This is a genomic window from Crenothrix sp. (assembly GCF_043729335.1).
Lineage (GTDB): Bacteria > Pseudomonadota > Gammaproteobacteria > Methylococcales > Methylomonadaceae > Crenothrix.
The window spans coordinates 1-20,278 of sequence record NZ_JAYTLQ010000042.1 but is presented as its reverse complement, the minus strand read 5'-3'; the positions used below and the strand labels follow the sequence as shown (position 1 = coordinate 20,278).

The window sequence follows — 20,278 nt, the reverse complement described above, 5'->3', positions numbered from 1 at the left end:
TTCAATACATACTAGGCCTATAATATAACCAACAAAAGTCTTGTAATACCTAAAAATTATGAATTCAATCAACCAACTACGTTTCGCCGTTAATGACAGCATCAATGATGTTGAAGTTAGTCCGTCACATGTCAGCTTGGCGTTACTGGGCGAATTTCAAAAAGACGTGAGCGAGTTTTTAAAAGGATCAAACCGTGATGTTGACCCATCTAAGGTTGTAATTTCCATAGAGAACGGCTCTTTAGCTTTTGTGGCGACTGGACTGCTGGCCGCAACTACCCTGTGGAGTGACCTTGCGCATTTAAAGTCAGAAGATTCACTCAATTTAATTGACTCGAAACGAGCCAGCATAGTGGAACGCTGGCAAGCATCAGCTCAAAAGAATCCGCATAGACGATATTTTATTGCAGACCCATCAACTAAAATATCTTTTGCAGTAGACTCAACATCCAACTTCCGAAAAACTGAAGATGCGTGGGTACATGTGGAAAAGTACTTACACGGCACTGTTGTTGATATGGGTGGAAGCACCAGAGTCAATGTCCATCTTAAAATAGAAACTGGCGCAACCCTGACAATCGATTCAACTCAGGATTTATTGGCACAAGGTGAACAAAACCGTTTATATCGTTCTGCGTTGCTCCATGTAACCGCAGAGGAAAATTTGCTTACCGGTGAATTGCGTCATTTAAGATTACTTGCTTTTGAAAACCATCAACCCAGCTACGATGATTATGAATTTAATCAAATGGTAGAACGAGGGACCCAAGCATGGGCGAATGTACCTGACACAACATCTTGGTTGGAGATGATACGTGGCAGCCAAGCATGACAGCATCTGTTTTGCTGGATACGAGTTTTTTAATTTCACTTGTTGACCGAAACCGAGCTAATCATACTATTGCAGCGCAGTATTATAAATTACTACTTGAACAACAGTTGCCCATCTATTTCTCCGCCATCGTGGCAGCAGAATTTGCTATCAAACAAGCAATTACTGACTTAACACTCAAAAATTTCCGATCGCTTCCATTCAATATTCCGCATTCAATAGAATCTGCACGTATCTGGAATCTACTTGATGGACGTGATAGTGGTGATAATCGGGTAGTGATTCGAGATGATATTAAAATAATAGCGCAAGCCCTGCATGAAAATATCCCCTTCATCCTGACAGATGACGCAAAGACTTTTTACAAATATTGCGAGCGATTGCGAAGTTCGCACAATTTGAACGTTAGAGCGATAAAATTAATCGACGGTTTTGATTCCAGTGCCTTGCGATTGGATGGCCAGAAGGGTCTTGACTGTTTTACGTAATTGAATAGGGCTTTATCATTCGCAGAGTTGGGCACAAAAAACCCATACTTTTGTGAAGAATACGGGCGATTAAAATTTTGCTTTGAATAAGCCATGTATTCGTTTTTGCCAACCAAACGTCTAGATTAACAAGTTCAATCACCTATACCAAATGTTTTTAAAAATATAAAAAAACCCGCAAGTTATAATGTCTGGGTAGGTTTTTTATTGCCAATGATATATAGACAGACTATATTTACGCCCAATGTTTAATATCGGAAACCTTTTTGTTTGTGGTAGAGTCCCAACAGCAAGGTTTTACCGCGGAATAACAAGGAGAACGTCATGAAACTTCCTATTACAGGGGGATGTTGTTGCAGTGCGGTACGTTATGAAATTTCTGCAGAACCGTTAAGCGGTTTTAATTGTCATTGCCGCACGTGCCAAAAGTCTGTAGGTGCGCCTTATTTGGCGGCCATGTTTGTTCTAGCGTCAGCGCTGCACATTACCGGAAACTACAAAGAATATGCCACGCCAGCGGCAAGCGGACATATTATGTATCGGGGCTTTTGTCCTGAGTGCGGCAGCTCTTTGTTTGGCAGAAATAATACATTTACCGAAGTGAGGCCTGTTGCGGCAGCTACTTTAGATGATCCGAGTATTTTTAAACCTAGTAAGGATATATGGGTATCAGAAGCGCAGCCCTGGGATTATATGGATCCGCTGTTACCTAAATTTAGCGGTAATTTTACTAACTGATAGCCTTTTTTAACTTGATAGCCGTATGGATAATTTATGGACGCAAAACTTAGCACAGTTAATATAGAACCTACCACAGCGCACACGCATTCAGTCATCTGGTTGCATGGCCTTGGAGCGGACGGGCACGATTTTGAAAGTATCGTTCCCAGTCTTCATTTGAATGAAGAAGCGGGTATACACTTTATTTTTCCTAATGCACCCAGTCAAGCGGTTACTATTAATGGTGGCGCAAACATGCCTGCCTGGTACGATATTTTGGAAATGTCCATGGAGCGTCAAGTTGATGTTGCAGGTATTTATCAATCTGTCGCTGCAATAGAACAACTTATCCGTGAAGAAATTACCAAAGGCATTCCTTCTGAAAATATTCTACTGGCTGGGTTTTCTCAAGGTGGCGTAGTTGCGCTGCATACGGGGTTAAAATATCCGCAAAAATTAGCGGGTATTATCGCCTTATCGACCTATTTGCCGACTATAGAACAACTAAAAATAGAACGCTCACCGGCCAATAACACCACGCCCATTTTTATGGCGCATGGTATTTTAGACACAGTTGTTGATGTTGAAATTGGTAAAAAAGCCGCTGATGGCTTGGTGGCCATGGGTTATGATGTCAGATGGCATGATTATGTTATCGAGCATTCTTTGTGCGTGGAAGAGGTTGATGATATTGCCGCCTTTATTAATGAGATTTTTGCCGGTTGATTTTATCTCTTCGTCCCAAACTCTCTCCTTATGCAGTTAAATAAATAGGAGAGAATAGAGCGCTTCTAATAATTTGGTCTTATCTTTCGCTAAAGGCCGGTTAACGCACCAAAAAGTGTGAGAAATATCCAAGTTTACAATCCCGTATGCTATCAATCGAACGATCCACCGGTATTGCCGTGTACATCGACCCATAAATACGGCAAGCCCAAGCTTTCTAACCAAGCGGGGCCCTGTTCTTCTTTGAGCATAGCAATGGTGGAGGCGCTGCCAGCGACCACACAAAAATCCCCTACCACGCTAACCGAGGCTAAGTGTCGTACTGGCCAACCCGTTTTGGGATTTAAGACGTGACCATAACGAATGCCATCGATTTCAATACAACGTTCATAATCGCCACTGCTGGCCAAGCCGCCTTTATGCAGGCTTATGGTTTGTATAATGGTATCTTTTTCACGGGGATGACGAATACCCACGCGCCACGGTTCGCCATCTGCGCGTGAGCCGATGATTTTAATATCACCGCCCAAGTTTATCACCCCGTGCCGTATGCCTGATGCCCAACAAAGGGCAGCAACACGATCAACTGCGTATTCTTTTACTACGCCGCCAAAATCGATTTCCATCCCAGCACTAGGGAAGGTGAGTACCGGTGATTTCCAGCGCAGTTTGTGCCAACCGACTCTATCCAGCAAGGCTTCAACCTCGTGAGCTTGTGGCACACAACCGGTATTAAAACGCCAGACTTTACGTAAGATGCCGGAAGTAATGTCAAACAAGCCATTGCTTTGCTTGTAACAGGCGGTGGCATAATTTAGCAGGCTGGCGGTTTCTTCATCAACAGTGATTGAACCACCCACCGCCGCAACGCGGTTAATGTCACTTAAAAAACTGTCGGGGCGATAGCGAGAATAGCGCTGCTCCAAACGCTGCACATCGGCAATGACAATGTTAGCGACGTGCAGTGCTTGTGCATGTGTGGCGGCAAAAAGCTGTATGTCGCAGGGCGAACCCATTGCGTTAAAGGCACGTTGGTAAAAGATCATTACCGAGCCGATGCTAATGACTTCAAAACTGTAACTCCAGGTTGCCAATAATACGGCATCGCGTTCTACTCGGTAACCGTTAACATGTACTGGAGTAAGCGCTCAAAACTTAAAAGAGGCTTTTGCATCGCGAGGGAATGGAGATATTATCACTCCCTCGTTTGTAAGAGGTGTTTACATTTGGTGATGCATATTCGCCATATTCAAGTTTTCCTCGGCAGCTTTTTCATACACATCAATCAGCCTTTGACAATGCATTTTAAGATCTTGCGCCTGTCTCCCATAGAGATAGCTTTTTGACTGATACTGACTAAGAAGCTTCTTGTGTTCTTCAACTTTACTCTGCATTTCTTTCGCTGCTTCTTCATAGTGTTTCGCCAGAGCCTCATGATCGGCTTTAGATTCAGCGTTTTGCACGGCCAGACTCATATCCATAGGATGCGGGTTCATTTCGCTGCAGGCGGCCAGTAAACCAAAAGTCAAAAGTAGAGTAATCAGCAATTTTATTTTCATGGGTTTTCTCCAAGTTAATTAACTAGGTGAACAGTATAGCAAATGCAGGGTGATATCGAGATATAGTATTACTCCAGACAAGCTATGGCAATATCAGCAACTTGTTCGGCTTGTCTGTGAGTGATAGCGAAAAGCTGTATATCACAGTACAAATTCATGGTGTTAAATGATCGACGGTAAAATATCATTCAATACGCGTATCCAAGTTACAATTACGTACAGATATTAAGTGCCTCAAAACATATAGCTCCAGGTTGCCGATAAGGCCGCGTCACGCTCTACCTGAAAACCGTTAACATCGGTATGCACGGGTTGCAACCATTCAAAACTCAGGCGGTTTCCTCGCAGATCCCCGCCGGGAATCATTGTACTCAAACCAAAACCAACGTCCCAAAAGCGTCCGCCGTAGTTGCCCGTATAATCCGCAGAGCCACCCCACGCGCGACCCTCAGCACCATCGCCAAAGTGGGGTCCATTAAACTCACCTTTGATTGTCCCCTGTACGGTATAAACACCACGTATCGAGGCAACCAGCCAGTTGGTCAGGTTATAGCCGCTCCAAGCGGTGGCCTGAAAAATATCGCCAAAGGCAAAGCCTGAAGAATTTTTGCTTTCCAGGCGCTTGGTGCCACTGGCTTGTGCGCCCCATGACCACCGATCCAGCTCGCCGGTGTAAGTAATCGCGGGCTTAAAATCCCAAGTGCCACTGCCCAACTGCATACCGTAATGAATGAAAAGATCACCTTGTTGATGCGTATCCCGCAGTTTTACACCCACATCGCCGGTAGGTGCGCTAACGCCTAAACTTAAATTGATGTGATGACCTGGTTTGTCGAATAATTTAGTAATGGCATACATGCCGGTATCACCGACACCGCCGGTGTTATGGCCACCTTGGTGTATATGCATGTTTGGATCAATGGGCGCATCCTTAAGCTGACGCATATCCATATTCATATCAACAAACTGCGGCATTAACATTAATGTTAACCAATCGGTGGGCGCATACATGAGATCAAGCATGTGCATGTGCATGGTCATGTAAGTGGGGGTTGTGCTACAGGAATTATTAGCACAGCCCTGCTTAAAAGTATCCGAATCCTTGGCGATACTGTCACCGTGCAAGGTATTGCCAGATTGATTGCCATACATATAACGATACCCCAGCATTATATAACCCGCTTTATGCAGAGCATGATCGAACATTACACCGGCAGGTGCATGGCTCCCGTGTCCACTGTGTCCCTCATGATGATCGGAGCGGCTATGGCCGTGTCCATTACTGGCTGTTACCAGTGCATCCAAATTAACCTTCATACCCGCATTGGCAACGTAATAATTAAAGTCTGCATAACTGCCTTCACCGCCACCGCCTAATTTTAACGAACCGGCATGGGTATAATATTCAAAGCCCACCTCAAAATTAACACCCTTAGCAAATTGCTTACTAAGGGTTACGCCGCCACTGAGCGCACCATAGCCTGACAAACGTTGATCGCTGGAGTAATTACTGGGTAAGGTGCGTGGATTTATGTCGCTGTAGTTTTTATCCGTTCCAAGACCGTCCGGGCCTAATACGGGCGATCCTGGTAAGCCTTGTTTGGATAGAAATACCGGCTGATAAAAATCAGCGGCGCTCTGTGAGTAATAGCGAAACTTAGGGGTAATCGTCCAACCGTTACCTAAAGGCTGTCCCCAATCTAGCTCAAAGGTATGAGCGTTAATGCCCCAGTCATCATGAAAAAACCGGTAGTCAACATGTAAAGCCGCATCCAGGGCATCAATATGTTGCACGTAGCGTAGGCTTTCCGTCCATTGATTACGCTCGTTCGGCCGCTGTTCAAGCAATGCGGCATAATTGCCATTGTAGTTACCATCAGGGCGCAAAATAGACTTTGGATCTACAAATATAAATGTCACTGCCTTGTAGGGATTTTCCATAAAACCACTGCTGTAGGTATAACCCAGATTGAAATTAACCAAAGCATTTTTATTTAAGATTTGAGTTAATCCTAAATGCGTTGCCCAATCTTCCCTATTGCCATCAATAACTCTATTTGAAGTTCCATTAGCGCCCGGAATCAAATGAGTTTCATTCTGGTACGGGTTAAGTTTGCCTTTTGTAAAAAAGTAAGGCTCTGCGTCGTGATCGACCATGGCATGGGTATGGCTGTTGGTATAACTGACTCCAGCGCTGACACTGGTGAGCTTTTGATTAAAATCCCAACGTCCGGCCAGATTGCCAAAGCGAGATTCATAATCGTTTTCGATAGAAATACCGCCGCCCATATCTACAGCAGCATTATCCCAATCATAACTTAATTTAAAATCACCTTGCTTACGGGTTTCTGGAGAGGCGAAAGATAAAGTATGCACTAGACGCGTATCTTTACCGATAACGTTAGCATCAATGGAACCTGGGGTGTCGACTTTAAGAGGATTAAAGTTTTTATCAAAAACGCCTGAAGTATTTCCAATATAAGGCGATGCTCCAGAATTAATGTCAGCGTTTTGCAAGCTATTGCCATCTCTAACTAGCGGCGCTGTGGTAATAGGCGTTGCACCCGACCAGGTATCTTGTGTGTAATTAAAGGCAAATCTAATGCGTTCGGCTAATTTTACTTTAGCACTGCCTTGCAGACTATCCACCTCAATCGGGTTAAGCTGGCTTTTTGAATCAAATAACTGGCGTTTGCCTTCCTGATAATGGCCATATTGAAAACTGACTTCTTCATCGGCCGCAAACGCTGGCATGGCTATTAATCCAGGTAACGCCAAGGCTGCGGCTGTTAATGCGTGTAGCGATGCACTTGCTGATCTTTTTGGTTTACATTTTGTTGTAATTTTTAGCTTAGTAACAGCCACACCCACCGCCTTCTGCACTATTTCCACCTGCCGAACCTTCACGGCTACTATAATTATGTTGAGTTAAGCTGCTGTGTAAAATATTAGCGTCTGCTGCCATGTGGGGCTTGGCCAGATTACCTCGTTCCCACGGCTGTACAGCAGTGCATCCCGATAGCCCTAAATACGTTACACACAATAATAATGGCAGACATTGTCTAGTTTTCATGGTTAGCCTCTTAGTACACGCTTTATTAATATCAGACGCTGGCTTTAACGTTCTGCCAATAATTGTTCAACCTTTTGTTGAAGATCAGCGGTTTCTCCGGGGCGAAAGCCTAAATGTACGTAGCGAATGACACCTTTTTTATCAATAAGAAACGTGGAAGGCATAGCCTCAACACCAAACCCCGTTGCACACTGTTTGCTAGCATCCGCCGCTACCGTAAATTGAGCCGGATGGCTAAGCAAAAATGTTTTAGCATCTTGGCTATTTTCATCGACATTGATGCCTACTACCTGTAAACCCTTATCTTTAAAGGTATCATTTAAGGTGTTTAAATACGGAAAAGATTTTGCGCACGATGCACACCAGGAAGCCCAAAAGTCGATATAAACGACTTTACCTTTGAGTTGTTGCAAATCGTAAGCTTGCCCTCCTTCAATCGGAGTTAACAGACAAGCGGGGGTTGGCTTATTGATTTCTTCTGCACTGATAGCGAACGATGCTGCTAGTGCTAAAGGAATACAGAACAAGGTTAATATCCGTGCAATCATAGCTTGCCTTCTTATGAGTTATTACAATATTGCCTAAGCTGACTCAAGTCAGATTAGCGTGGTTATCGGCATTATGATACCGATTAAACCACGCTAAACCAACCTACAACGACAGAACTAAATCAGCACGGTCGCTTTTATAATAATAACATTTACTGATTTTGAACTTGCACAGGCTCCGTTTGGCCGCTATGTGCACCGCTTGCGGTTTGGCAATGCGCCTCAAGCACGTAGTTTATTGGCCCAGTGCCACTTTTATCTACCAAAATAGTGTAGACACCTTCGCCGCCACTTTTAATGATGGCATCTGGGCTGTAAGCGGCATTACCGCCTAAAGCATCAGTAGTATGAGAAGCCAGCTTGCCTTTAGAAGCCTGGATACTCACTAAAACGCCCTTTGTTGCCGCTTTTACTTTGGTAAGAAACTTACCTGTTGCTCCTCCTGTTCCTTTTGAACACGTGGTTTGATACACATCAACCGAGCCTGCTCCAGCTTTCAATGCACCGTTTGCAGAGTGTGCAGAAGCCGTGCCGACATAACTTATGGCTGCTAAAAGTGCTGTTACGGTGACCATATTGTGTAAAACTGTTTTTTTCATGCTGTTCCTCATCACGTTAGAAAACTAACGATAAATTAAAAAATACCGATCATTTCATCCTGAAATCATCACTACAAACAAACGAAAGCTGTTGTTTTCGTTTGTTATTTCATTTCCGTTTCTCCAAAAAAGCTAACGGGAAAGCTTTTTTATTGAGCCTCCCGTTTTTAACGGCAGGCATTATGTCATGATTAGCGCGTATTTTCTGTGTTCAAGCTTTCAAGTTTTAACGCCGCTAAAGAACGCACAATCTCATCTTTGTCGTGCAATGCTTGTTGTAACAAGGCAGTATTATTGCGCGCACTGTCAACCGCCATAACCCGCACATCAACAGATTCATCTTGCAGGGCGGTTTGTAACGCGCTTTCTGTGCCTTCTTCATTACGGTGCGCAAAACTGGATATGGCCTGCGCCCTCACATCGGCATTGCTGTCGGATAATGCCGCTTCTAAGGTTGCTTTTATGGTGGGGTCGCCAGGTTTACCTTCAGCCAGCAAGCCACCAATCCCTTGTGAACGCTCAGCCGGATCTTTTGATTGTGCCAGTTTAAGCATGGCATCAGTTTGATCCAGACTGCTAGCGTCTGTGGGTTTTTGGTTGCGCATTGCCTGTAATTGATTTTGCTGTTGCAATAGTGTTGCTTCGCAGTCGGCTGAGCTTACCGCTGGCGAAATGGCATCAAATTTTGCGCCTAGCACCCAGACTTCTTCAAGTGCATTGTTTGGCGTATGCCACACGGTTTTATGGGGATAGCGGAAAATTAAATCTGCTTTGTGGTTCAGCACACATTCCAGAATCTGCCTTAAGGTCGCGCCCACACAAGTGGCAGTAACACGGCCTTCAGGTAAAACTGAATAATGGATAGATACGCCGGTAGTTTGGGTTATTTTATCTAGCACCTGCGCTAAAGGGGCTTGTCTGGCTTCTAGCTGCAATGCCGTTGTTATGTCCTTGGAGATAATTAAGCTGACGCTGGCGTCATCGGCTGAAACTATTCCAGAAAATATCCAAAACACAAACGCCCACCCAAGCATGCCTAATTTCATAGTAGCAGTGTTATTTTTGGGCGACAAAATCGATGGCTTATTTTTAATCAACATGGCTAAATTAAAGCATTAGTCATGCCATGTTTTTTAAATTGCAGTTTTATTGTAGATTTAAGTTATATTATTTTGAATATAATGGTATTTTTATAAAAAATATTATTCCCCCTTATTTTCAGTAGCGTTTTTTTATGTATTTTCTGTACTTTTATGTGATCAGAAAAGCCATAACAAAACCAGTTTGGCGTTATTTAACACATAAATATGTTAAATAACGCATCTATTAAGGGTGTTTAGCATTTTAAGTAATTGAAATTATTGTTTAAAATAAAAAATGTGTCATATCACGCATTAAAAGTGTGTTAAATAACATAGTTTAATTAATATCAAAAAAGGGCTGTCAACTTAAGACGGGACAGTTTTAAAAAGTCGTTCGCGGCGAAATAGAATTTAAACATACTGCCCCGCACACCAAGCCGATGACCACGCCCACTGAAAATTATAACCGCCTAACCAACCGGTAACATCCATCACTTCCCCAACAAAATAAAGATTAGGTATTGCTTTGCTGGCCATGGTTTTGGAAGAAATAGCATCACAATCAACGCCGCCCAAGGTTACCTCGGCGGTGCGATAACCTTCCGTGCCATTGGGTTTAAGTGACCATTGATGCAACTGCGTGGCAACCGCTGCAATATGTTTATCGGAACAATCCTGCAAAGACAGGCTCAGTAATTCTTCGCTAAATAAGCAACCGATTAGCCTTTTGGGTAAATAATTTTCCAAAATGGTTTTCAGAATATTCTTGGCCTTTTGCTGACGCTTGGTTTTTAACAGCTGTTCAATATCCAAATCGGGCAGTAAATCAACCATAACCGCTTCCCCCGATTGCCAATAAGATGACATCTGTAAAATGGCCGGGCCGCTTAAACCACGGTGCGTGAGTAGAATATTCTCATGGAAGCTTTGGCGTGCATTGCTGACTACACACGCTATAGCAATACCCGATAACGGTGAAAAAGTGTCTTTGTCATCCGGCTGCAAAGTAAAGGGCACCAAGCCTGCCCGCGTTGGCCACACTTTTATACCCAATTGCTCGGCAATTTTATAACCAAAAGGCGTAGCGCCCATTTTTGGAATCGACAATCCACCGGTAGCGATAACTAATGATGCGCAGCAATAACGATCTTGATGACTTGCCAATAAGAAAGCATCGCCACTGTGCTTGACTTCAGTAATAACGGTATTTAACTGAATGACAACGCCTGCTTTATGGCATTCGGCTAGCAGCATGTTAAGAATATCTTTAGCGCTGTCATTACAAAATAACTGACCATGTTCACGTTCATGAAAAGCAATCTGGTAGCTTTCAATTAACGCCAAAAAATCCCATTGTGTATATCGCGTTAAGGCAGATTTACAAAAATGCGGATTATTAGAGATAAAATTCTCCGGTTCAATGCTGTAATTGGTGAAATTGCAGCGCCCGCCACCGGACATTAAAATCTTTTTACCGGGCTTATTGGCATGGTCTAAAACCAGCACTTTGCGGCCGCGTTTGCCAGCTTCAATGGCACACATTAAACCTGATGCGCCCGCGCCAATGATGATAACGTCAGTTTCTGTCACAGCAACATCCTTAAAAATTGGCCACTATACAATAATCAGCTAGCGGCTTTTGTTAAATTTGATTTAAGAATTGAATGCTAAACTGTTATTAAACACAGCTTCAAAATGAACAGGCAGTGCTGGGATTAGATTTATTTAAAACACGGAGCCGTTATCAAAAAGAATGCCATTACAAGGCATCGCACTTAAAAACCATTGTTATCAAAATGTTATGTATAAGCGATTGATAGCTGGTTTACTAAAATAAACAGCATAACCACCTTTTTAAATGACTCGGCGTTTTTTACGAAATCGTAACCTGAGTAATAAATAACAGCATTCAATGTATGCGTTCACCTCCCCCTTTGAAAAAGAGGGGGACTGAACGGTTACCATTCAATTAAACCTTTTTGAGTAAACGCTACTGCATGAAAATTATGGATTTACCGCGCATGACCTTTTTTAAAATCACCTTATTGTGGGTATTGATGAGCTTTGTCGCGCCTTCAATTTGGGCTGAAAATACCCTCGCAGATACCAACAAAGATAGCGCCAACTTTGCTATTACTAAAGAGTCGTTGCGCGTCAAAGTAGATAATATAACCAATCGGCAAGATTTTGATGAAGCGCTAAAAACCAAATTACTCAAGTTTTACCATGCGGCAGAAGACAATGTTGATGCCGAAGAAGATTATAAAAAACGCACGCTAAGCTATAAGGAAGCCAGCAAAACTGCGCCAGGAGATATTAAAAAAACACAAAAAGAACTGGAACAGTTACAAGTAAAATCCAGTAAACCCAGCAGTGAAGATATTGACAATATTTCCATTGATGAGTTAGATCAGCGCCTGGTGATTGAAAAAAATAAAATTAATGGCTTAGATGAACAAATTAAACAGCTGGAAAATGATATTGCTATCCAGCAAGGTCGGCCACAACAAATTCATGAAGAGACGGTTCTTGCACAGCAGGAGATTGATGCGACTAGCAAAAAATTAGCAACCCCCAGTAATAATGGCGCGCCAAAACAAGAGAGTGAAGCACAACAAACCTATTTAAAAACCTTGAGCGATGCCCGGCTTGCCGATTTGAAAATGCTGGAGGCGGAAGCGCTCAGTAATCCCATCCGGGTAGAGTTACTGAAAACTAAATTGCAGTTAGCTAACAGTCAGAAAAAAGTACTGATGCCAGTGCTGGAAACCCTGGAATCTACTTTAACTGAGCGCCGCCAGCAAGAAGCTAAAAATGTTCAGGATGCACTGACGCAAGCGGAAAAATCCACGCAAGGCAAGCATCCATTGATTCAAGCCAGCACCCGGCAAAATATTCAACACAGCCGCGACTTACAGGCAATTACCACCAAAATCGAACAATATACCCAGCAAAAAAATAAGATTGACGCTAAAACTCAGGAAATAGAAGCGGACTTTAAAAGTGCAGAAAAAAAGATTCGTCTGGCGGGATTAAGTCCGGCGTTAGGCAAAATTTTACGCGAACAACGGCGCAATTTAACCAGCAAAGATGAATTTGAAATGCAATCGGAAGCGATGCAGAGTGAAACAGCATTCACTAGCCTGGAGCAGTTTAAAATTGAGGATCGCCTCAAACAATTGGCCGATATCGATGCCGAACTGAAAAATGTGATGGCTACTCAGGTTAAGCACGATTTGCCCAAAAATCAGCGCATGATGATTCAAGCTGAATTACGAGATTTATTAAATAACCAAAAGGATTTGTTAAACAAATTGTCTACGGCGTATTCAACTTATTTACGGGTGTTGGGTGATTTTGATTTTGCCCATCAACAAATGACTATCCAGGCCAAACATTTTGCGACTTATCTGGATGAACGCTTGTTATGGGTACCCAGTTCCGAGCCGATAAATTTACATTATGTCGTCGGTCTTTATGAGACGGTTCAGTGGTTTTTGTCGCCGTTTAATTGGACAAATTTGATTGTTAATACCTTAAAAAATGCGCTTTATAATCCTTTTTTAAGTTTTATTGCCTTGCTCAGCCTTGGGTTGCTATACACCAGTCATAAGTGGTCTAAAAAACAATTAGTTACCGTCAATGAAAAAGTTGAAAAAACCTATACGGATAGTATTGATAACACCCTCAACGCCTTGTCTTATAATTTGTTGCTGGTATTGCCCTTACCGGTCATCAGCCGTTATTTAGGATGGGTTATCAGCGGTTCTGTGCCTAGCTTTGAGTTTAACAAAGCCATAGGGGAGGGCTTAAAAGCTATTGCTCTGCCGTTGTTTTTTATACAATTTTTTTATATTGTGTTTGCGCCTTACGGTATCGCGCGCAAGCATTTTCAATGGCAGGCACATACGGCTGATTTATTGCGTTCTCAGCTAAGATGGTTACGTTTTGTTATTGTGCCGGGTGTATTTGTTATCAGTGTAACCGGCGCTGCCAACGTATCTACTTATAGCGATAGTTTGGGACGTTTAGCGTTAATTGTCACCATGACAGCGATTATGGTGTTCTTGGCGCGTTCATTGCACCCAACCAACGGCTTGCTTCAGGGTTATATTAAAAATGAACCGAATGGCTGGATAGCAAAATTACGTTACGTCTGGTATGGCGCGGCCATTTTAGCGCCCCTGATTATCATAGGTTTTGCAGTGGCGGGATTTTATTTGAGTGCCCTGGAGTTGCAACAAAAGTTAATTATTACCCTGCGCTTAACATTTATACTGGTTATTTTTCACGAACTGGCTATTCGCTGGATAACCTTGGTTAATCGGCAACTGGCTTTAAAAAATGCCAGACAACGACGAAAAGCCGCCGCCGCATTACATGACAAAATATCGGTAACAAGCACAGGCGGGGATGACCCCATATTACCGATTGATGAGCAGCAGCTGGATATTCCTAAAATTAACGCCCAAACCCTAAGAATCGTGCATGTGCTTATCAGCTTTAGCCTGATTGCCGGTGGCTGGTTGATTTGGAAAAATATTTTACCGGCATTTTCTTTCCTGGATCACATTGAGCTGTGGCAGCACTTGGTTAAAAAAGATAATCAGGAAAGCTATCAAGCCATTACCCTCACCAATCTGTTGTTAGCGGGCTGGTATTTTTTTATTACCGTGGTGTCTGTGCGTAACTTTTCAGGGGTAATGGAAATACTGGTGTTTAGGCGCGTATCCATTGAAGCCGGTGGGCGTTATGCCATCAACCAATTGGCAAAGTATGTGTTAATTGCTATTGGTTTTATTTCGGTGGCGAATGAGTTGGGAGGCAGTTGGTCACAAGTGCAATGGCTGGTGGCCGCGCTCAGTGTGGGCTTGGGTTTTGGGTTGCAAGAAATTTTTGCCAATTTGGTATCGGGTATTATTTTATTATTCGAGCGGCCCATACGGGTAGGCGATACGGTCACCATTGGCGCTGTTAGCGGTAAAGTAAGTCGCATTCAAATGCGGGCAACTACGCTGATCGATTTTGATCAAAAAGAACTTATTGTTCCCAATAAGACTTTTATAACCAGCCAACTGACTAACTGGACTTTAACCGATGCCACCACGCGTATTGTTATTCCTATTAGCATTGCTTATGGATCTGATGTAGAGCTTGCCCACAGCGTATTGTTGAAAACTACACAGGAGACCTCATTAATACTTAAAGAGCCACCGCCAAGCGTGATTTTTACGGGATTTGGCGAGAGCTCGTTAAATTTTTCCATTCGTATTTATGTCGGGGAATTGTCCAGTCGCCTGTCAGCGACTCATGATTTGCACATGCGCCTTGAAAAAGCACTACGGGAAAATAATATCAGCATTCCCTATCCGCAGCAGGATGTGCATATTCGTTCTTTTGTGCGAGATTTTGACGCACCCACGGAAGTGTCTACGTGTCATCCACTTTATTCGCCAGAGCCACCAGCTGGTTAACAATGCCAGCCAATTGTTCAGACGTTTTGGCGCGTGCGGTAGCATGGGCAACTTTGCGGCCTTTTCTTGGCGCTTTGTCATATAAATGCAGATGGGCTTGCGTAATGCTAAGGATTTCTGCGCTGTCTGGAAGGCCACCGATAAAATTAATCATTGCCGATTTTTCCACGGCCGCCGTGGAACCTAAAGGCAAGTTAACGATGGCGCGTAAATGATTTTCAAACTGGCTGGTTTCTGCGCCTTCAGTCGTCCAGTGGCCGGAGTTATGTACTCGTGGGGCAAATTCATTGGCCATGAGATGGCCATTGACTTCAAATAATTCTAACGCCAGCACACCGACATAATCCAAAGCTTCCAGCAAGCGCAACGCATAGGTTTCGGCTTGCTGTTGCATAGGATCGCCCTCGCGGCTTTGGGCAACGCGCAAAATACCGCCACGGTGTAAGTTTTCTGATAACGGATAAAAAACCACTTCTCCCTCGACATTACGAGCAGCAATAATCGAAATTTCCCGATTAAAAGCCACAAAAGCCTCAACAATAGCTGGCACACCGTCCAGTAACTGCCAAGCGGCGGGTAAATCAGCCATTGATTTAAGAACAGATTGACCTTTACCGTCATAACCCTGGGTGCGGCTTTTTAAAATTGCTGGCCAGCCAATAGTTGGCATCACAGCTTCTAAGGCTTCAAGGCTGTCTACCGGCGCATACAGCGGCGTAGGAATATCAATACTGTTAAAGAAAGTTTTTTCCACCAAACGATCTTGCGCTACCGCCAATGCTTTGGGGGAGGGATGCACTTGCGTATGCGAAGCCAAAAATGCAGCGACATCAGCGGGTACATTTTCAAACTCATAGGTGACCACGTCAGCGCGTTGCGCCAGTTGTTGCAGCAATTCCGGATCATCATAAGCGCCATGCAAATGCTCGCCCAAGCCCGTGGCGCAAGAATCTTTTGATGGATCAAGAAAAATAAATTTTAACCCTAAAGGATAACCCGCCAAAGCGATCATTCTGGCCAGTTGGCCGGCTCCCAATATACCAACTATCATAAAATAGTATCCCGTGGATCAGCGTGAGCGAGCACAGTTTCGGTTTGCGCCGTACGGAAGTTTTCTAACGCTGGGCGATATTGGATATGCTTATTGCAGATAATGGCGGTAGCTAGCAACGCGGCATTAATAGCCCCCGCCTTGCCTATGGCTAACGTACCTACCGGAATTCCGGCGGGCATTTGTACGATAGATAACAAAGAATCCATGCCGTTTAATGCTTTGGATTGCACCGGAACCCCTAAAACCGGCACGAGGGTTTTAGCAGCCGTCATCCCTGGTAAATGGGCAGCGCCACCGGCACCGGCAATGATCACCTCTAGGCCTTTACTTTGCGCTGTTTCGGCATAACGAAATAGTTTGTCAGGTGTGCGGTGTGCAGAAACGATTTCAACGTCATGCGGAATGCCCAGCTGTTCAAGGGTTTCTGCGGCAAAGCGCATGGTCTCCCAATCAGAAGTGGAGCCCATAATAATGCCAACCAGTGCTGTCATTTGTTAAGCCTTACGATAGCGGTTAAATTTACAAATTATCGCATAAATGACAAGTCATGTTTGTTAAGTTTTTAGCGTAACGACCAGTAAATACTTCAAATCTGTAGGCCTGGATGTTATTTTATGAATTGAATGGCGTACCGGTGTTCCGGTTGTAATACAATAGACCTTAGCTTTATTTTACAAATCTCATTACTACAATTCAGAAAAATTATGAATAAATTTATAAAAAAATCTTTGTTTGTTGCCTTAACGGGTGCAGTGATAGCCCTAGGTGTTAGCGGTTGTTCAGAAGATAAAACGCCAGCGCCCGCTAAAACAGCGGCATCAACAGCCGATTCTGTGCCTGAACCCGCTGCTAAAAAAGAATACGAAACCTTTGATGTCAAACCCGATAACGAAGTGACAGCAGTAGAACGTTTAAAGTTTGAACATGATTTTACGGCACAGTGTGTTGAACGCGAGTTGAAAAATTCTGTTAATAAAGAAGATGATGAAAAGCGTTTTACCGAACAGTGTGCCTGTATTACTAAGGAAGTCTCAAAAACCTTAACCGATGAAGAAGCAGAAAAGTTTGTTGGCGAGCATGAAGATCCACAGTCTTTAATTATTAAATTTAAAAGTGCTGCTTATACATGCGTACAAGAAAAGGCAAAGCCTATTGAACCTAATTTCTCGCGTAAAGAATAAAATAAATACCCGCTTTGGATGTAGAGACGCAAAATCTGCGTCTCTACGTATGCCATTAAGTTAACACTTGATAGCAAGGCGTGTATTTTTTGCCCGGCAATTTCATACGATGCTGGCTAACAAAAGAGCCTAATAAGGCATCCATTAATTGCATGATGTCTTTATCGCCGTTTATTTCAAAATGACCGTATTGTTCAATAGCGCGAATACCCGCATCTTTAACGTTACCGGCCACAATCCCTGAAAATGCACAGCGCAAATTAGCCGCCAGCAAATGCGCTTCCTGATTTTTATGTAGCGCCAGGTTTTTCATATTTTCGTGGGTCGGTATAAAAGGTTGCTGAAACGCACTGTCTATTTTTAATAGCCAATTAAAATAGTAAGCATCACCAGTTTGTTTTCTAAAATGCCGCACCTGTGCGATGCCTGCTTGCATTTCACGGGCAACTTGCACCGGATTATCAATAATAATCTGGTAGCGTTGCTGGGCTTTTTTGCCTAATGTTCCGGCTATAAAGTTGTCAATTTCCTCAAAGTAACTGGCTGAACTGGCAGGGCCTGAAAATATCAAAGGAAACGGCATGTCCTGATTATCAGGATGTAATAACACTCCCAGAATATAGAGGATTTCTTCAGCGGTACCTGCGCCGCCAGGAAATACCACAATGCCGTGTCCAGTACGTACAAAAGCTTCCAGGCGTTTTTCAATATCCGGCAGAATAACCAGTTGATTAACTATAGGGTTAGGCGATTCCGCCGCAATAATGCCAGGTTCGGTAATGCCAATATATTGACCATCTTTTATGCGTTGCTTGGCATGACCAATAGCCGCACCTTTCATGGGGCCTTTCATGGCACCGGGGCCACAGCCCGTGCAGATATTCAAGCCGCGTAAGCCCATTTCATGGCCGACCAGCTTGGTATATTCGTATTCTGTACGGTTGATGGAATGCCCGCCCCAGCACACCACCAGATTCGGGTTAGTCATGCTGTGCAAGCTATTGGCATTGCGCAGGATATGGAACACGGCATCGGTAATACCACGCGATGTCGCCATATCAAAGCGGGGGTTATCGTTGATTTCATCGCTGATGTAGATAATGTCGCGCAGTACGGCAAACAAATGTTCGTTAATGCCTTTGATCATTTTGCCGTCAACAAACGCATGAGCAGGCGCACCGATGACTTCCAGCTTAATGCCACGTTGTTCCTGCACAACACGGATTTCAAACGATTGATAACGTTCCAGTAGCTCCTTGCCGTTGTCGGTAGTGCTGCCGCAATTTAATACTGCCAGCGAACAATTACGAAATATTTGATATAAACCGCCCTGACTGGTATCAAGCAATTTACTGACTTCCGCTTTTGATAAAACATCAAGGCGACCTTCCGGGGTAATTTGTGCATCAATAACCTGTGATTTCATACTGTTCATTTTAATTGATTAGGTATCCGTTGATTAATTAATATAAAAATTCTTTTTTAATAATGGTTTTGTAAGTTGTAAAAAATTATTACTTATTATTTAATATAAAATATTCACCAAGATGAATGGCACCGGAATTATTCAAATGGTTGCTATCTTGATAGAGTATTTTTCCGTCTTTACTTGCCCAGCAATAATTTAAATCACAGAAAGCAGGTAAGCTATCAAAAACTTTAACGGTTGGGAATTGCTTCAGTACGTTTTTGATCATATTAATATATTTATGCCGACGCTTATCTACGTGGGAGCGTGGGATGGCACAGGGGATTTTAGTAGCCACGCCGCTAAGCCGCCACGGACGGCTGATGCACACCGCTGGTTCAAATTCCAAATCAGGTATATCAAGCACAAAAATAATTGTTTTATGGGTGTTTATTAAACGCTGCAAGGTGTTTTTCATGCCCTTTTTAAATAAGACATACGGATCATATTCTATGGTTGCTTCTGAATCTATATTGGGAAAAAATCCCAGGTGTTTTTTAGGTAGAAATGTTTGTTCATTAATGTCTGTTAAAGCCCGCCCCGCTAATATAATGGTTTTTACTGAAGGGTTTGCAACCGCTAATTCTAAAGCTTGGTTTACCAGTGGACGACATTTCTCATTAGGATAATTCGAGTTATCAAAAAAAGGAAAACAATCGCCCACGCCTAAATTCAAAAGATTTCCACCTGTTAATGCCGTATGTTTTATCAAGCCAGAGTACAGATGATGTGCATGGCTGTCGCCCACTAATAATGCTGTTGGTGGCATTTTATTATCTTGAATTAAGCAAAAATCGGCATTAGGAAATTTTGCTTGGCATTCTTTAAATAAAATTCCATTTTTTATTGTGATATCCGTATCTGGTGTTATTTGAGCAATGCTGCCATTATAATCTTTAAATCGACTCGGATAACCTTTTTGTTGTTGAACGATATATCCCAATGATCCTATTGAAATTAAAGCTATAAACAAATAAAGACTTATATTATTATTTTTATGAAAACGGATTTTTTTTTCAACAAAATAATACGTGGCCCAGGCTAAAATAATACTCATTAATATGAGCAGTAATTTTATTAATGGCTTAGGGTTTTCTATTTCAGTAATACGTATAAAACTCAATAACACCCAGTGCCATAAGTACAGAGGATAGCTAATTAAGCCAATACCAACGGCTATTTTACTGGCTAAAATATGCTTATTAAACCAGGCGTTTTCGCCGGCCATAATTAAACATGCCGCCCCGAGGGTTGGTATTAGCGCCCACCACGATGGGAAAAGTATTTTTTTGTTATCAAAAAAATACCAGGCACTAAAAATCGATAAAATACCAAACCAAGCTAATAAGTTGGCTAATGTGTGGCTGCTAATATTGTAAAAATTCAGACCCCTCTAAATTAAAAAATCACCACGTCGCCTAAAAAAATTGTACATTATCACCCATGAGACTAAGCGACCACGACCTGCTGCAAC

General features: G+C 42.9%; 18 protein-coding genes. 6 read left to right on the top strand and 12 right to left on the bottom strand.

Features of this window, described 5'->3' with window-relative positions; translation table 11 throughout:
• The first annotated feature begins 58 nt into the window (after positions 1-58).
• The 4 genes from ACHZC4_RS09210 to ACHZC4_RS09195 all read left to right on the top strand — a co-directional run bounded on the left by ACHZC4_RS09210 (position 59) and on the right by ACHZC4_RS09195 (position 2,766).
• Positions 59-832 (top strand): hypothetical protein, encoded by a 774-nt coding sequence (locus tag ACHZC4_RS09210; protein ID WP_394753545.1) that lies wholly within the window; start codon positions 59-61, stop codon positions 830-832.
• Entirely contained in the window at positions 829-1,320 is a 492-nt protein-coding gene (locus ACHZC4_RS09205) for a type II toxin-antitoxin system VapC family toxin (protein WP_394753544.1), read from the top strand. The genes ACHZC4_RS09210 and ACHZC4_RS09205 overlap by 4 nt, the downstream gene beginning before the upstream one ends.
• Positions 1,321-1,644: 324 nt before the next feature.
• Positions 1,645-2,058: a GFA family protein gene (locus ACHZC4_RS09200; protein ID WP_394753543.1), complete on the top strand. Its 414-nt coding sequence runs from the start codon at positions 1,645-1,647 to the stop codon at positions 2,056-2,058.
• A gap of 36 nt (positions 2,059-2,094) precedes the next feature.
• Positions 2,095-2,766 (top strand): alpha/beta hydrolase, encoded by a 672-nt coding sequence (locus ACHZC4_RS09195; protein WP_394753542.1) that lies wholly within the window; start codon positions 2,095-2,097, stop codon positions 2,764-2,766.
• 152 nt (positions 2,767-2,918) lie between these two features.
• Here the strand turns inward: ACHZC4_RS09195 and ACHZC4_RS09190 are convergent, their stop codons facing one another.
• From ACHZC4_RS09190 to ACHZC4_RS09155, 8 genes are all read right to left on the bottom strand, one after another.
• A complete protein-coding gene (locus ACHZC4_RS09190) occupies positions 2,919-3,812 on the bottom strand; it encodes an FAD:protein FMN transferase (RefSeq protein ID WP_394753686.1) in 894 nt (297 codons plus the stop codon).
• Positions 3,813-3,986: 174 nt separating this feature from the next.
• Positions 3,987-4,325, bottom strand: a complete 339-nt coding sequence (locus ACHZC4_RS09185) for a hypothetical protein (RefSeq protein ID WP_394753540.1) — start codon at positions 4,323-4,325, stop codon at positions 3,987-3,989.
• A 234-nt stretch (positions 4,326-4,559) separates the two neighbouring features.
• The gene (locus tag ACHZC4_RS09180; RefSeq protein WP_394753539.1) at positions 4,560-7,190 is read right to left on the bottom strand and encodes a DUF3570 domain-containing protein; all 2,631 of its coding nucleotides are present in this window, start codon (positions 7,188-7,190) and stop codon (positions 4,560-4,562) included.
• Complete coding sequence (locus tag ACHZC4_RS09175) at positions 7,177-7,398, bottom strand: DUF4266 domain-containing protein (RefSeq protein WP_394753537.1); 222 nt, start codon at positions 7,396-7,398, stop codon at positions 7,177-7,179. The genes ACHZC4_RS09180 and ACHZC4_RS09175 overlap by 14 nt, the downstream gene beginning before the upstream one ends.
• 44 nt (positions 7,399-7,442) lie before the next feature.
• A complete protein-coding gene (locus ACHZC4_RS09170; protein ID WP_394753536.1) occupies positions 7,443-7,946 on the bottom strand; it encodes a TlpA family protein disulfide reductase in 504 nt (167 codons plus the stop codon).
• Between the two features lie 152 nt (positions 7,947-8,098).
• A complete protein-coding gene (locus ACHZC4_RS09165) occupies positions 8,099-8,545 on the bottom strand; it encodes a hypothetical protein (protein WP_394753535.1) in 447 nt (148 codons plus the stop codon).
• Positions 8,546-8,736: 191 nt separating this feature from the next.
• Positions 8,737-9,591 (bottom strand): HEAT repeat domain-containing protein, encoded by an 855-nt coding sequence (locus ACHZC4_RS09160; protein ID WP_394753534.1) that lies wholly within the window; start codon positions 9,589-9,591, stop codon positions 8,737-8,739.
• A gap of 447 nt (positions 9,592-10,038) precedes the next feature.
• The gene (locus ACHZC4_RS09155; protein WP_394753533.1) at positions 10,039-11,217 is read right to left on the bottom strand and encodes an NAD(P)/FAD-dependent oxidoreductase; all 1,179 of its coding nucleotides are present in this window, start codon (positions 11,215-11,217) and stop codon (positions 10,039-10,041) included.
• A 407-nt stretch (positions 11,218-11,624) separates the two neighbouring features.
• Here ACHZC4_RS09155 and ACHZC4_RS09150 point away from each other — a divergent pair, with 407 nt between their 5' ends.
• Positions 11,625-15,101: a mechanosensitive ion channel domain-containing protein gene (locus tag ACHZC4_RS09150; RefSeq protein WP_394753532.1), complete on the top strand. Its 3,477-nt coding sequence runs from the start codon at positions 11,625-11,627 to the stop codon at positions 15,099-15,101.
• Here ACHZC4_RS09150 and ACHZC4_RS09145 read toward each other — a convergent pair.
• Together ACHZC4_RS09145 and purE are read right to left on the bottom strand one after the other, a co-directional pair.
• Complete coding sequence (locus ACHZC4_RS09145; protein WP_394753531.1) at positions 15,058-16,152, bottom strand: 5-(carboxyamino)imidazole ribonucleotide synthase; 1,095 nt, start codon at positions 16,150-16,152, stop codon at positions 15,058-15,060. The two genes, ACHZC4_RS09150 and ACHZC4_RS09145, sit on opposite strands and share 44 nt — an antisense overlap.
• A complete protein-coding gene (gene purE, locus ACHZC4_RS09140; RefSeq protein WP_394753529.1) occupies positions 16,149-16,646 on the bottom strand; it encodes a 5-(carboxyamino)imidazole ribonucleotide mutase in 498 nt (165 codons plus the stop codon). Before purE ends, ACHZC4_RS09145 begins: the two co-directional genes overlap by 4 nt.
• A gap of 213 nt (positions 16,647-16,859) precedes the next feature.
• Between purE and ACHZC4_RS09135 the strand changes: the two genes are divergently transcribed.
• Entirely contained in the window at positions 16,860-17,336 is a 477-nt protein-coding gene (locus ACHZC4_RS09135) for a hypothetical protein (RefSeq protein WP_394753527.1), read from the top strand.
• A gap of 55 nt (positions 17,337-17,391) precedes the next feature.
• Here the strand turns inward: ACHZC4_RS09135 and ppnN are convergent, their stop codons facing one another.
• A complete protein-coding gene (gene ppnN, locus ACHZC4_RS09130) occupies positions 17,392-18,762 on the bottom strand; it encodes a nucleotide 5'-monophosphate nucleosidase PpnN (RefSeq protein WP_394753685.1) in 1,371 nt (456 codons plus the stop codon).
• Between the two features lie 88 nt (positions 18,763-18,850).
• Positions 18,851-20,032 (bottom strand): acyltransferase family protein, encoded by a 1,182-nt coding sequence (locus ACHZC4_RS09125; protein ID WP_394753526.1) that lies wholly within the window; start codon positions 20,030-20,032, stop codon positions 18,851-18,853.
• Between the last annotated feature and the right edge of the window lie 246 nt (positions 20,033-20,278).